Source organism: Fulvimarina fulva (assembly GCF_039652615.1).
Lineage (GTDB): Bacteria > Pseudomonadota > Alphaproteobacteria > Rhizobiales > Rhizobiaceae > Fulvimarina.
In genome coordinates, this window is the sequence record NZ_JBDJAC010000008.1 from 103418 (window position 1) to 117827 (window position 14410).

The following is a 14410-nucleotide window of genomic DNA, read 5'->3' on the forward strand; positions in this document are numbered from 1 at the left end:
ACCCAACGGGTCAATTCAATCGTCCGGCGGTATAAGGCAAAGGACCGGCCTTTGAAGCTGATGCCGGCACGGCTGGTCCAGATTTGAAATTGTCCGCCCGCTGAAAGAGGCCTGTCGCAAACTTTTGGCGGTTAACGGTTCGGCACCATGATCACCGAGTTTCTCGCTCTCACTGCTGGAGAGACTTGCCGTGATCTTGAACACGCTCGCCGAGAATCTGAAGCGGCAGTCGAAGGAGACGACTTCAAGGGTCGGCCGATCAAGGCCTGGCTGATTGTGCAGGTGGTGAACTGGAATCTGCGCTACCCGCTGAGCTATCTTGATCTGCAAGAGGGATTCGCCGAACGCGGCTTCGCGGTCGATCATTCGGCGATCAATCGCTGGGTTTTGGCCAATGCGCCGCTGATCGAGAAAAGGCTGCGCCGGTTGCGGAAGCTGCGTTGCGTCTCTTTCTGTTAAGGTGGGCGTATCGATGAGACCTATGTGAAGATCAATGGTCAATCGCGATATCTGTATCGTGCCATCGATGAACACGGAAACGCGGTCGAGTTCCTTCTGGTAGCCAAGCGCGATGCCGAGGCGGCGCAGCGGTTCTTTGCCGAGATGCTGAAGGATGAACCGGTCTTGTCGCCGGCGACGATCTGCACCGATGGCGCAGGACCGTTCCCGACTGCCATCCAATGCGCAGTCGATGATCGGATGCTACCGCCTAATCCGGTCCATCACGTCACCGAGCATCTCCAGCGAGGTATCGAGAGCGTTCATAGTCGGGTCAATAAGGCCATGCCAAAGATCGGCGGCATTCGCTCGTTCAACACGGCCCGGCGAAAGATCAAAGGGTTCGAAGCGATGCTCTGGCGGAAGAAGGGCCTCGGCTTCGCCGGCGAATGGACGATCGACCGAAAAACCGATCTCATCGCGCATATCTTCGGGCTTCAAAAAGCTAACGAAACCTTAAAATCTTGAGAAGACGAATACTCACGACCCAAGCCAAGAGTTGCGACGGAACTCGATCCGGCCCCTTCGAGCCACAGCGATTTCGGTAGACACCCAACAGATGAACCTCGCGATTATGTGATGGATCGGGTTGCGATGCCGATGCTCGGTGCTAGCTGGTGGTAAGTAAAGCATATCAACGGCGACCAGAGCGAGCGAGGGTTGAATGACCGATACCGAAAGCAGCAAAGGCCGCAGCTGGGGCTATTGGGCCGTCGTGGTCCTTGCCATCGTGCTCGTCCTGTTCGGGCTGCCCATCTTCGGCGGCGGAGCTTATCTCATCTGGCTCGGCGGCTCCTGGTACTATCTGTTTGCCGGGATAGGCCTGCTGCTGACGGCCTGGTTCCTCGTCAAAACCTCGATGTCGGCCGTCTGGGTGTATGTCGCCACCTGGGTCGGCACGCTTGTCTGGGCTTTCTGGGAAAAGGGCTTCGACTGGTGGGCGCAGGTGCCGCGACTGGTCGCGCCAACGGTCATTCTCGTGCTCGTCCTCGCCGCAATCCCGGTTCTCAGACGCGGCGTGCGTGGCCGCTCCGGACCCGGTGCATCCGGCTTCCGCCATCCCGCGCACGAAACCGACCGTCTCAGCCGAACCGACACTTCGCCTCGCCGGCATGGTGAGACCATCATCCCGACCGCCCGCTGAACCCGCCCGACCCGCAGGAGATCAACATGACGAGACGCTTCGATCGCTTCGGTGCGGCCACCACCCTTGCCGCAACCCTCTTTCTCGCCGCTGTCCCTCAAGGCGCCTTCGCCCAGGAAACGCCAGCCCCGAGCGAGCAGGCGCCGGCAGAGGATGGCACCATCATCCGGCCCTTACCGGGCGCGGCACAGTCTAGCGACGCCACCGCTCCTGCGGCATCCGCGACCGAAGAGGGACGGGCAGGACCTGCCGAAGCCGAGAACGAAAACACGCAAGGCGCCTCCGGCACTGAGCCCTCCTCCACTGTCGCTGCCCGTGCGCCGGCGAGACAGCCGCAGATCGGCTCCGACTGGCCGTTCTGGGGCGGCGGCCCGAACGCCACCCGCTTCTCGCCGCTTGACCAGATCACCCCGGACAATGTCGCCGGACTAAAGAAGGTCTGGACCTACCGCACAGGCGACATGCCGACCGAGAAGACCAAGGGCAAATATTCGCCCGAGGGAACGCCGCTGAAGATCGGAGACTCCCTCTACATCTGCTCGGCGATGAACATCCTCTCCTCCGTCGATGCCAAGACCGGCGAGGAGCGCTGGCGTTACGATCCGAAGGTTTCGCCCGACGCCATCCCCTATGGCGCCACCTGCCGCGGCGTCGCCTATTACGAGATCCCCGACGCCCCCACCGACCAGGCTTGCGCCGCCCGCATCATCGAAGGCACGCTGGATGCACGGCTGGTTGCCGTCGATGCTGAAACCGGCAAGCCCTGCGAAGACTTTGGCGAAAACGGCTCGGTCGACATGTGGCAGGGTATCGGCGAGAAGGTACCCGGCTGGTACGCGGTCACCGCACCGCCGGCGATCGTGCGCGGAATCGCCGTCACGGGGGCCCAGGTCAAGGACGGCCAGGCCGAGGACGCCCCCTCCGGCGTCATCCGCGGCTACGATGCCGTCACCGGCGAGCTCGCCTGGGCCTGGGACCTTGGCAATTCGGAGCTGACCGGCGCACCGCCGGAAGGCGAGACCTATACCCGCGGCACCCCGAACATGTGGACACAGGCCACCGGCGACGAAGAACTCGGCCTCGTCTATCTGCCGCTCGGCAATTCCTCCGTCGACTACTACGGCGGCAATCGCTCCGACGCCGAGAACGAGTGGGCCACCTCCCTCGTCGCCATCGACGTCACCACCGGCAAGCCAGCCTGGCACTTCCAGACCGTGCGTTACGACGTTTGGGACTACGATCTCGGCAGCCAGGCAACGCTCATCGACTTTCCCACCAAGGACGGCAACGGCACGACGCCGGCGATCCTGCTCCCCTCCAAACAGGGCGACATCTACATCCTCGACCGCGCGACTGGCGAACCTCTCGTCCCGATCGAGGAGATCAAGGCCCCGGAAGGCGGCGTCGAAGGCGACGCCTATGCCAAGACCCAACCGGCGTCCGGCTACCACACCCTGCGCAAGGATGCCCTGACCGAAGCCGACATGTGGGGTATCACCCCGCTCGATCAGCTGTTCTGCCGCATCGCCTTCCGGCAGGCCTCCTATGGCGGTATCTACACCCATCCAACGGCCGACAAGCACTGGATCGAATATCCCGGTTATAACGGCGGGTCGGACTGGGGGAGCGTCGCCGTCGACATCGAGAACGGCGTCATCGTCGCCAACTACAACGACGTGCCGAACCACAACCGCCTGATTCCCCGCGAGGAAGCCAACGAGCGCAATCTCAAGCCGATCAACGAAAAACAGCCGGGTGACGAGGGCGGCTCGAAGGCCGAGGGCGAAGGCGATGCCCAGGCCGGCGCGCCCTATGCCATCGACGTCAATGCCGGCTGGCGCGCGCCCTTCACCGGCATTCCCTGCAAGCAGCCGCCGCTGGGCGGTATCCGGGCGATCGACCTTGCGACCGGCAAGACCTTGTGGGATCGCCCCCTAGGCACCGCCCGCCGCAACGGCCCGTGGGGCATCCCATCCTTCATTCCCCTGTCGATCGGTACACCCAACAACGGCGGCTCGGTCGTCACCAAGGGCGGCCTGATCTTCATCGCCGCCGCCACTGACAACCTCATTCGCGCCATCGACGAGAAGACCGGCGAAACCCTATGGACCGACGTCCTGCCCGCCGGCGGCCAGGCGAACCCCATCGTTTACGAACAGGACGGGCGTGAGTACCTCGTAATCCAGGCCGGCGGACATCACTTCATGGAGACGCCGGTGGGCGATTATTACATCGCCTATGCGCTGCCGGAGGGGTGAGCGGCCTTTGTCGGACATGGCATGTCGACTATCGGGATGGACGGCGCGGGACGCGCCAAGTCGATGGGTATCGCCAAGGCTGCGATGGCCGGTCGGCCGGCCGCTTCGGGACGGTCCGGCTTGCCTCCCTTCGAAAAACTTCGGAACCAAGGCGAGTCATACCGGCGGCCACGATTTCTGGCGCGGCAGGGATTCCCTTTATGCTGGGCAACTGATCCACTCCCATAGAACCATAGTAGGCTTTGATGGTGGTTGAGATCACTCGATCGGACCATTCGCCGGCGGCACTTCGGTCGGCTGCGGCGAAGAGTTCGGCTGCGAAGGCGGCGCGGCGCATGCTGGCGATCGCGCTCATTCTGGAAGGCGTGGGTCGGCGTTCGGCCGCGCAGACGTGCGGGATGGACCGTCAGACCCTTCGCGATTGGGTTCATCGCTATAACAAAGACAGGCTCAAGGGCCTTTCGAACCGGTTCTATGCCGGTCCGTCCTCGCGACTTGGTCCCCGGCAGAAAGCGGAACTGGCCAAGATCGTCCGCGAGGGGCCCATCCCGAGTGTGCTTTCAGCGTTGCCATGAAAACCGCAGTCAACTGCGGCTGCGTCACGTCCGGACGTTCGTCGAGCATCAGTTCCGCAGCCTTCGCGTTCAGGCCCGCCCCGAGATGGCGCGCGGCGGCGAGGTCCTTTGTTCCCAGACTGTGCCGTAGATGATTCGTCCCAATTCTCCGCGCGAGAAACTCGGGAAGCCGCTTTCGCCAGTAATAGACGGCGCCGCGACGTTCGAGACCTGATCCGACGGCCATAATCGACACTCCGTGTCTCACATGTGTGTCGCAGTCCAGTGTCTCACTTGGCGCAGAAGCACCCCAGCCAGACATGGGTTTCAGCAAAATCAATAGCTTGGAAAAGATGGCTGGGGCGGCAGGATTCGAACCTGCGAATGGCGGCACCAAAAGCCGCTGCCTTACCACTTGGCGACGCCCCAACAGTTGCCAGCCGCTCGACACTGCTCAAGCGGTTGTGCGGCCTCTATAGAAAAGGTGCGCGGTCTTGTAAATCGCCTCCGCTGCCGTTTGACCGGCGAGAATGCCGCATTGAAACCGTCGCAGGTTTTTGGACGACATTGGTCGAGGCAAATCTGAAGCGGTGAGGGAGCGCTTGTCGGCGAATAACGAGTGCTTGTCAGAAAATACCAAGGAATCACGTTGTCCGCATCGCGCTCTTGGAACTGAACGGCGAGTCTGCGCCGCTCGGGCTTAGTTTCCGACGGAGAGATCAATAGTCACAGGCGACGACGACATCCGTCGATTAAAACGCAAAATCCCGGCATATGGCCGGGATTCATCGCGGTTCCTGAAGCGGCTCAGACAACCAAGCGGCCAAAAGGGCTGGTTGAACTGGGCCTGCCGAAGAAAGCAATCTGCCTATTGGCAGACTTACTTGGACGCCTGCTTCGAAGCCTTTTCGAAAGCTTCCTTGCCCGGCTTCATCATTTCCTGCGCGACGCTCTGCGTCAGCGACTGGATTTCCTTGGCCTGGGTCGTGTTCAGCTCGGCCTGCTGGCGCAGGTAGGTCGTCTGCATTTCGATAACTTCCGAGAACGACTTGGCGCCCATCATGGCGTCGAGGTGCTGGAAGCCGAGATCGGCATTGGCGCGCATGGCGTCGAGAGCCTTCTTGGAAAGCTGGAGCGAGCCCTGATGAGCGTTTTCCATCGTCGACTCGAGGGCCTTCGAAGCTTCGTCGGCAGCGCTGCGCATGCGACCATAGGCTTCCTTGGACTGCTCCATGGACTTCTGCGTCATGGCGCGGAAGGTTTCGGTCATCTTGGACGGATCCATGCCCATCATTGCCTGCGCGTTACCGAGGCCGAACGGATCGTTGTTCTTGGCGTCTGCCATGAAATGTCTCCTATTTGCTGGGTCTGTTGCAATACAACATCGTTAGCCGGGCTCAGGTTCCGCACCGACCGTGGCTGCCTATTCTTATAGCAGCGGTTTTTGTGCATTGCAACATAGAACGGTCGCACTTTTCTTAAACCCCGCGCATTAAGCCTGATCCCCGGAACTTGGTGGCCAATCCTCGCTCGGCATGGCCTTTGTTCGGTGCGCCTATTATGAATCCTTCGTTAAGACGCACCGAAAGTCGAGCTCGGCATGATGGAATCAGCAGAGGCGAAGAGATCGTGACGGCCGGAAACTTGAGCCGAGAAACCCTGCCAGACGTCCTGGCGGTGATGACACATCCGTTCGTGCGGACCGCGCGCCGATCCGGCGCCTGGGTTTTGGCTGCCAATGCCGATCTGTCGCAAATCGTATGGGCGAGCGAAGCGGCCGCGGGCGTTTTCGGCCTCGCGCCGGGGCCACAGATGGTGGGAAGCGGCGAGCTTTGCACGCAGATTTCTGCTGCGCTGCAGCATGATGGTGCGTCTGCCTCAGGCAGCGTGCCCAGTGGCGCTGGCGTCCTTTCGCAGGAGCGGATCGCAATCGGTCCGGAAAACCGTCGATGCATTCTCGTGGCAGGGGCGCCTGGCGGTGGGGCGGCGCGGGATGGCGAAGGCCTCGCCGCACTTTCTGAAGTCGGAGATCAGCCCATCGCGATCTGGAGTTCGGAGCGATCCTGGTTCGATGCCGGGTTCGGTGCGATGGATCAGGTTCATCTGGAGGATCTTTACGATCTGAAGGATAGCGGTTCCGATTTCGATCTCGCCTTTCTGTCGAACGGGGGATCGGCCGGCCTTGCGAAAATCAGCCGCCGGCTCATCGCAGTCTGGCATCTGGGCGACGAACGGCTTCTGCGGTTCGATCTGGACCCGGAAATACCAAGCGATCAGGAGGCGGACGCCGCGGATATCGGTTCGCCGGCCGCAGTCGAGCATGCTCGATCGGACGAGGGCTCTTTCGTTCGCGAGATCGAGACCATCAAATCCGTCAGCGGTTCGCTTTTGAGCGCGGCCGGTGCGGCTCTCGGTGGAGCGGTTCTTGAACGGCTGGCGGGCTCCGGGGGCGAGGGGCACAAGCATCGCCCCGACGGTATTCCCCATCCGTTGGACAACGAAATGCCGGAGGAGTCCCCGCCGTCCTCTGAAGGCGATAATGGCGAAGGCACGTCTCCCGCAGTTACCGGCAGTGCTGTGTCGGAGGAGAGCGCTTCTGCGATCCGCGATCCGTCCGCGCGATCTGGCGATCCCGAAAGCGGTGAAGCCGATGCCGAAGAGGGTCTGCCGCGCGATGGCGTTATCTCGACCGACACTCACTCCGACACCTATTCCGCTCCGGCGTCGTCCGTTCTGACCGTCATTGCGGGCGGGATCGGCGCAGCGGCAGCCTATCACTTCGCTCAGAAGGAGCGGGAAGACGCAGCCGGCGAAGCCGAGATGCGCGAGCAGGACCCGGCGCATGAAACCGATCATGCGGCGATCTCCGATGGGACGGATGCCGAAGATCTCGACGGAACGACGAGCGATGATGGCGCAGAGCGTCACACCGCGCAGCGGCGCGTTCCGCTTCGATCGAACTGGTCCATGGCGGGTGCGGTAGCGCCTGCGGCCTTGGCCGAAAACGCCGGATCGCAATCCAGTGTCAGCGCTTCGGGCAATGAGGAAGTCTCACTCGCAGGCGATAATGCGCCCTCTGACCTATCAGCGCCGGATGCCTCTGAAGATCGGGCAGCGGCGGGTGGGGCAGCGCAACCATCCGCTGAACCGGACGACACGGAAGCGGTGGAGGCCGAATTTGATCCCGATTTCACCACCGATCCCACCCGGTTCGTCTGGCGTCTCGACCAGGATGGCCGCTTTCATGCCCTTTCGCAGGAATTCGCGGCGGTCGTCGGGCCGCGTGCGGCGGATGTGATCGGCATCTCCTTCGCGGATCTCAGCGAAGCCCTCGATCTCGACCCGCGCGAGGAAATCGCCCCACTTATCGATCGGCGCGAAACCTGGTCGGACCGGACCGTCTTCTGGCCTGTCGAGGCGAGCGACAAGCGCGTGCCGATCGATCTGGCTGCCCTGCCGGTCTATTCGCGGGACCGCAGCTTCGACGGTTTTCGCGGATTTGGTGTTGCCCGGCCCGCCGATGCCGAGGATGATCCGGCAGCCTGGGGCCTGAAGCTTGCGACCGGCACGACGATGCACGACATCGTCGCGCAGGCCATGCGCAACCGGCCGGTCGAGGAGATCGACTTCGGCGTCGATGATCGCGATGATCACGATGACCCGTCAAGCGAAGAAATGCGGCCTGAACCGGGGCGCAGTCTCGAAGGTGTCGACGATCAGGTCGTGCAGCTTGCCGAGCGGCGGGCACGCAACGAGGCGCTTCTCAGCGATGAGGAGGCTGCCGCGTTCCGTACGATCGGGGTCGCCCTTTCGAGCGGTGAACGCAATCCCGATCTGGAAGAGGCGATCCGGATCGCTAAGCAGAAGATTGCGCATTTCGGGGGAGCGCTCCCGTCGGTTGGGGACGTCAAGCCGGACCCGCAGGAGCATGCTGCTTCGGACGATCACGATATGGATGCCGAGGCAGGTCGGCCGGGCACGACGGTGGTCGCCGATCTGCAGGCCTATTACAGCCGGTTGCCGGTGCCGATTCTCGTCCAGAGCGGCGACGACACGGTCTTCACCAACGAGGAATTCGCGGACCTGACCGGATACCGGGACGCCGCATCCCTGGCTGCTGCCGGCGGGCTCGATCATCTCTTCGAAGAGAGCACGCGGGGCGAGTTCGTTCGGCTTCGCCGCGCGAACGACAAGACGATCGAAGTCAGGGCGCGCATGCAGCGAATCGCCATGGGCGGCAAGTCCTTCCTGGTGATTTCCTTCTTTGCGTCCCCGCGCCTTACCGTCACCGATCTCGGAACGGTTCCAGAGGCGACAGCCGGCGAAATGGCTCCGATCCAGACGCCCGACGCAGATGATCCTGAATCACGGCTCGCCGCGCTGATGGAAGGCATCGAGACCAAGGGAGAGGCGGTTCTGCTTCTCGATCAGGAGGGCAGGGTCGAGGCTGCCAATGACCGCGCCAACGGCTTGTTTGCCGGAACCGACGCCGCCGATAGAGCTGGAGACGAAAGGCGAGGGGGCGAGGATCGCGCCGCGTTACTGATCGGAATGACCTTCAGTGAGCTCTTCGATGGCGAGAGCCGGGCGCGGGCCGGCGATCTTATTTGCGAGACCACGCCCGATTTGCAGGATGAGCGCGTCGGCGGCGATGGCGATCTGACGATATGCATGAAGGATGGTGAAAAACGGGTCCTCGCGGCCGTTGCCGTGCCGATGGAGCACGGCGGCTGGTGCGTTGCCATGCGGGAGATCGGCGATGTCGCCGTGGGTGAAGAAGAGCCCCGTCCGACCGATTCCGATGCCGAAGCCGCCCGCCTTCGCGCCGAGGAAGAGTCCCTGCGCAAGACACAGTTCCTCGCCGCGGTCAGTCACGAAATCCGCACGCCGATGACGGCGGTGCTCGGCTTTGCCGACGCCATCGAGAGCGAGGCGTTCGGGCCGATCGGCAATCCGCGCTATCTCGACTATATCGCCGACATCAAGCGATCGAGCCGCCATGTCCTCGATCTCGTAAACGATCTTCTGGAACTGTCGAAGGCGGAGGCCGGCCGGCTGCAACTGAGCTTCAGGACCGTTGCGCTCAACCAGGTGGCGGGCGAGGTCGTCTCCATGATGCAGCCCGTCGCCGGCGGTGCGCGCGTGGTTCTGCGTTCCAATCTGCCTCCGTCCGTGCCGCCGGTCATCGCCGACGAGCGTTCGCTTCGTCAGATCGTGACCAATCTCATCCAGAATGCGATCAATTCGACGCCGGGCGGTGGCCAGATCATCGTGTCGAGCCAGTATCGCGAGGATGGCAGTGTCACGCTGCGATGCCGCGATAATGGTGTCGGAATGACCGATGCCGAGCTGGAGATCGCCAAACAGCCTTACGGACGGGTGAAATCGGATGCGGGTCCCGATCGGCTGGGAACAGGGCTCGGCTTGCCGCTTGCCTTTGCCATGGCGGGGGCGAACGGGGCGGAGATTTCGGTGGAGTCCGCGCCGCAACACGGGACCATGGTGGAGCTACGCTTTGCGCCGGATCGTGTGGTGACCGGGTGAAGCATTGGACCGAAAAGTGATCCCGGTTTTCGGTCCGATGCGAAAACAAAAGACTGGAGCATGAGAGCCGATTCCGAAATCGTGTCTCATGGTTTAATACCGCCGGATAATTGAATTGACCCGTTGGCCAATTCCCGCCCGACGAACTGCTCAAACCCGGCTCGAGCTGCCAGCGGGCCTTCGAAAGCGGTGCTTTCAAAGGCCTCTCGATATCAGTCGCTCGCTGGCTTGCGGTAAATCCAATAGTGGGCGCCTTCCTCCTCGATATAGTCCGCATCCGGCAGGCAGCCGAGGCTTTCGAGCTTGCCGCTCTTCACGAAACGATCTGCGGTTCCGCGATAATCGCAGCCCTTGAGGTAGCTGTTGCGTGTCGAGACCACCATCACGCCGCCCTCGTTGAGATAGTCTGCGAGCCGCAGCAGCGCTTCCGGCTCCACATGCCCGAGCGTGAGAACGCCGCAGCAGACCATGAGGTCATAGCGTTGCTTCAAGGGATTTTCATGATCCACATTGAGATCGACGTCGGCGACAAGCTTGTCGTAGGCGCCGGTGTTGTCGGCGATTTCCGTCATTTCCGCCGAAAGGTCGAAGCCGTCGACGTCCACGAAGCCCCGCTTCTTCAGTTCGATGCCGGCAAGGCCGGTGCCGCAGCCCGCATCGAGGACACGGATTTCCTTCAGCGGACGCTTCAGATAGCCGCGCGCGACGGTGGTCGCGACATCGGCGATAACACCCGGACCGCCATACCGTTCAGTCGCAACGTCCTTGTCGTAGTCGCTCGCCCAACCCGCATAATATTCGCGTAGAGCCTCAGTATCACCGTCGAGATTGTGCGATGTCTTAATGCTTTCGACGCGTTGATCCAAAATGCAGTCTCCTGGAATGTGATCATCTGGGGTCTGCAACGTGATAGCATCCCAAAAATAAATTGAGAGGCTTGAAAATATATTATCTTTTGTTTATCCGAATGGAATGCCTTAAAAATCTGGGCGATATTGTCGTTCCAACAGATTCCTTTCTGGCGGCTTCATTTAAAAATCGCCTCGAGGCTCTCGATTTGGGGCCAACGTCTTAAATATCAGAATTTACTCCAGACTCAGACGACTCAGATTGTCGAATATGGATGTTATTCGATTCCAGATTGCCTCATTTCCTTCGCTGAATGCCGTCGATCCGGCGTCGCAGCCCCTGCCATAACGAACGTGATCGTCATGACCTGATCGGTTTCGAACGACTGTTCAGAGAACTCTGTGGTCTGTTTCGTCTGTTCTTCCGGCCAACTCGCGAGGTCGTGAGGCGACTTTCACTGGTCGCGGCTCAAGACGGTCGAGCGGTGTCGTGAGCTATCGTCCTCTTTTCACTGCAAATTTGCTGAGATTCTTAGAATCGTTCAAGTTTAGAACTGTTCTAAACCTTTGTTTTTATTAGATTTTTCTATGCCAGATGCTTGCAAGCTGCGCTCTCATCAGGCACATCCTCGATCAGGAATGGTCTCATGGTGCCGGGTATGAGCCTGCACGGGAGGCCTTCCGGCCAACCAGCAACCAATCGCACTTTGACCGCGAGGAGTTCGACGACACCATGAGATTGACCGCATCCATCGGCGCCGCCACCCTGGCCGCAGCCGGCTTTGCCGCCGTTGTTCCGAGCGCCGCTTCGGCGGCCGACGTCAATATCTACACGTCCCGCCAGCCCGAGTTGATCCAGCCCGTACTCGACGCCTTCACCAAGGAAACGGGCCTGACGACGGCGACGATCTTCATCGACAAGGGGCTGGAACAGCGCATTTCCGCCGAAGGGGCGAATTCTCCCGCTGACCTCATCATGACTGTCGATATCGGCCGTCTCGATGCCGCCAAGCAGGCCGGCGTCACCCAGTCGGTAACGGGTGAAGAGATCAATGAGAACATTCCTGCCGAATTCCAGGACGCCGATCACCAGTGGTTCGGCCTGACCGCCCGTGGCCGTGTCGTCTACGCCTCCAAGGAACGCGTCGATACCGATGCGCTTTCCTACAAGGATCTGGCCTCCGACGAGTGGAAGGGCCGGCTGTGCACAAGGTCCGGTCAGCATCAGTACAATGTCGCGCTGATCGCAGCCTATATCGAACATTACGGCGAGGACGCTGCGCGCGAATGGGTGACCGGCCTGCGTGACAATCTCGCTCGCAGGCCCGAGGGCGGCGACCGCGACCAGGCGAAGGCGATCTTTGCCGGCGAATGCGATATCGCGCTCGGCAACACCTATTATGTCGGCAAGATGATGACGAACGAGGAAGAGCCCGAGCAGAAGGAATGGGCCGATGCCATCAAGGTTATCATGCCGACCTTCGACAACGGCCTCACCCACGCCAATATTTCGGGTGTCGCGCTCGCCAAGAACGCGCCGAACCGCGAAAATGCCGTTCGCCTGATGAACTTCCTTTCCTCCGACGAGGCCCAGAAGATCTACGCCGACGCAAATTATGAATATCCGCTCGAGCCGGGTATCCAGACGTCGGATCTCGTTCAGGGCTTCGGCGAGTTCAAGAAGGACGATATCTCGCTGTCGGACATCGCCTCCCATCGCGACGAGGCCTCGCGCATCGTCGACGAAGTGGCCTATGATTCCGGTCCGCAGAGCTGATAGCGCCCGGTTTTCGTTTCATCGTGCCTCGCTCGGATATCCGGGCGGGGCATTTTCCATGTCCGGACTTTTCGTCCAATCGCCTCGCCGCTGATCGATGTCCGCTATCGCCTCGTTTCTGAAACCGGATCTGAAAATCCGCCGTCGCCTCAGGCGCGGAACGGGAACGCGCTGGCTTGTCGCGGCGGGCATCGTCGCGCTGCTCACCGTGCTGCCGGTCCTTGCCCTGGTGGTGATCGCCATCTCCTCCGGTGCTAGCGACAGCTGGGCCCATCTCCTCTCGACCGTTCTGCCGGAGGCGACGCGTGTCACGATCCTCCTGATGATCGGCGTGGCCCTCGTCACGGGAACCGTCGGCGTCGTTACCGCGTGGTTGACGACGAGCTTCGACTTTCCCGGCCGCGGCTTCTTCTGCTGGGCGCTCGTCCTGCCGCTTGCCGTTCCGACCTACATCGCCGCGTATTGCATCACCGAATTCTTCCATTTCGCCGGACCCGTGCAGACCGCGATCCGCGACATTTTCGGGTTCACGTCTAGCCGCGACTACTGGTTTCCGGACATCCGCTCGCTCTGGGGTGCCGTGCTCATCCTGTCGAGCGTTCTCTACCCTTATGTCTTCCTCACGGTGCGGCTCGTCTTCCTGATGCAGGGGCGAAAGGCTGCCGACGTCGCGCGCACGCTCGGCGCCGGGCCTGTCGGGGCCTTCCTCAAGGTGCTCCTGCCGATGGCACGCCCGGCGATAGCCGTCGGTGTGGCGCTCGCCCTGATGGAGACGGTCAACGATATCGGCGGCGTCGAATTTCTCGGTGTCAGGACACTCACCTTCTCGGTCTATTCCACCTGGCTCAACCGGGGCGACCTCGCGGGCGCGGCGCAGCTGGCGCTCGCAATGCTCGTCGTCATCGTCGGGCTCGTCGTTCTGGAGCGGGCGGCACGTCGGGACCAGCGCTACAGCCTTGCGCGCGGAGACGATGCCGTGGTCGGCCGTCTGGCCCTTGGCCGCTGGGCATGCGTTCCCGCCTTCCTCGTCTGCGCCCTGCCGATCGCCTTCGGCTTCGGTATCCCGGCTTATATTCTGGGTGACTACGCCTCTCGCCGCCTCGATCAGTTCGCCGAACCCGCGCTCTGGTCAGCTCTCAAGAACACCGTGATGGTCGCAGGGTCTGCCGGTCTCATCACCGTCGCGGCCGCCTTCATGATGGCCTACGGGGTCCGGCTGACGCGCTCGCGCCGCCTCCTGGCTCTCGTGCGTCTCGGGTCCCTCGGCTACGCCGTTCCCGGAACGGTGCTTGCGATCGGTGTCCTGATCCCACTTGCGGCCTTCGACAACGCCCTCGATGCCTATCTGAGGGCAAATTTCGGCATTTCGACCGGTCTTTTGCTCTCCGGCTCCGGCGCGGCGATCGTCTATGCCTGTTTCGTCCGGTTCATGGCGATGGGCTATGGCGCGATGGAGTCGGGATTCGCGAAGATCTCGCCCCATCTCGATCATGCCGCGCGCACCCTCGGTCACGGGCCCGGCAACACTTTGCGACAGGTGCTCCTGCCATTGATGACGCCGGCGCTTCTCACCGGCTTCATGCTGGTCTTCGTGGACTCGGTGAAGGAGCTGTCCGCGACGATCCTGCTTCGTCCCTTCGACTTCGAGACGCTTGCGACCTTCGTCTATGCGAGTGCATCGCGATCGGCCTTCGAGGATGCCGCGATCGCAGCCCTTCTTATCGTGCTCACCGGAATCCTGCCGGTCATCGTGCTGACGCGCACGATTCTGAAGCAGGCATCCTGAT

Annotated in this window: 8 protein-coding genes, 1 tRNA gene and 2 pseudogenes; 7 read left to right on the forward strand and 4 right to left on the reverse strand. The window is 61.7% G+C overall.

All coding sequences use genetic code 11. The annotated features are described in order from the left end of the window. Positions 1-190 precede the first annotated feature (190 nt). The 4 genes and pseudogenes from ABDX79_RS12590 (at position 191) to ABDX79_RS12605 (ending at position 4475) form a co-directional block, all read left to right on the forward strand. Positions 191-966: pseudogene (locus tag ABDX79_RS12590) on the forward strand (IS6 family transposase). Between the two features lie 196 nt (positions 967-1162). Then, entirely contained in the window at positions 1163-1642 is a 480-nt protein-coding gene (locus ABDX79_RS12595; protein WP_346220645.1) for a hypothetical protein, read from the forward strand. Positions 1643-1668: 26 nt separating this feature from the next. Further along, positions 1669-3900 carry a pyrroloquinoline quinone-dependent dehydrogenase gene (locus ABDX79_RS12600; protein ID WP_346220646.1) on the forward strand — a complete coding sequence of 744 codons (2232 nt, stop codon included), beginning with the start codon at positions 1669-1671 and terminating at the stop codon, positions 3898-3900. Positions 3901-4145: 245 nt separating this feature from the next. Then, the gene (locus ABDX79_RS12605; protein WP_346220647.1) at positions 4146-4475 is read left to right on the forward strand and encodes a helix-turn-helix domain-containing protein; all 330 of its coding nucleotides are present in this window, start codon (positions 4146-4148) and stop codon (positions 4473-4475) included. Positions 4476-4542: 67 nt separating this feature from the next. Here the strand turns inward: ABDX79_RS12605 and ABDX79_RS19735 are convergent. The 3 genes and pseudogenes from ABDX79_RS19735 to ABDX79_RS12615 form a co-directional block, all read right to left on the reverse strand. After that, positions 4543-4776 (reverse strand): annotated as a pseudogene (locus ABDX79_RS19735) (DUF6538 domain-containing protein); the annotation flags it as partial. Between the two features lie 32 nt (positions 4777-4808). Next, positions 4809-4883: transfer RNA gene (locus ABDX79_RS12610), tRNA-Gln, on the reverse strand. A gap of 451 nt (positions 4884-5334) precedes the next feature. Next, on the reverse strand, positions 5335-5799 hold the full coding sequence (locus ABDX79_RS12615) for a phasin family protein (protein ID WP_346220648.1): 465 nt from the start codon (positions 5797-5799) through the stop codon (positions 5335-5337). 299 nt (positions 5800-6098) lie between these two features. Between ABDX79_RS12615 and ABDX79_RS12620 the strand changes: the two genes are divergently transcribed. Continuing rightward, the gene (locus ABDX79_RS12620) at positions 6099-9998 is read left to right on the forward strand and encodes a sensor histidine kinase (protein ID WP_346220649.1); all 3900 of its coding nucleotides are present in this window, start codon (positions 6099-6101) and stop codon (positions 9996-9998) included. 212 nt (positions 9999-10210) lie between these two features. Here the strand turns inward: ABDX79_RS12620 and ABDX79_RS12625 are convergent, their stop codons facing one another. Then, positions 10211-10864, reverse strand: a complete 654-nt coding sequence (locus tag ABDX79_RS12625; protein WP_346220650.1) for a class I SAM-dependent DNA methyltransferase — start codon at positions 10862-10864, stop codon at positions 10211-10213. Positions 10865-11579: 715 nt separating this feature from the next. Between ABDX79_RS12625 and ABDX79_RS12630 the strand changes: the two genes are divergently transcribed. Next, the gene (locus tag ABDX79_RS12630) at positions 11580-12623 is read left to right on the forward strand and encodes a Fe(3+) ABC transporter substrate-binding protein (RefSeq protein ID WP_346220651.1); all 1044 of its coding nucleotides are present in this window, start codon (positions 11580-11582) and stop codon (positions 12621-12623) included. 97 nt (positions 12624-12720) lie between these two features. Continuing rightward, the gene (locus tag ABDX79_RS12635) at positions 12721-14409 is read left to right on the forward strand and encodes an ABC transporter permease (protein ID WP_346220652.1); all 1689 of its coding nucleotides are present in this window, start codon (positions 12721-12723) and stop codon (positions 14407-14409) included. Position 14410 lies beyond the last annotated feature (1 nt).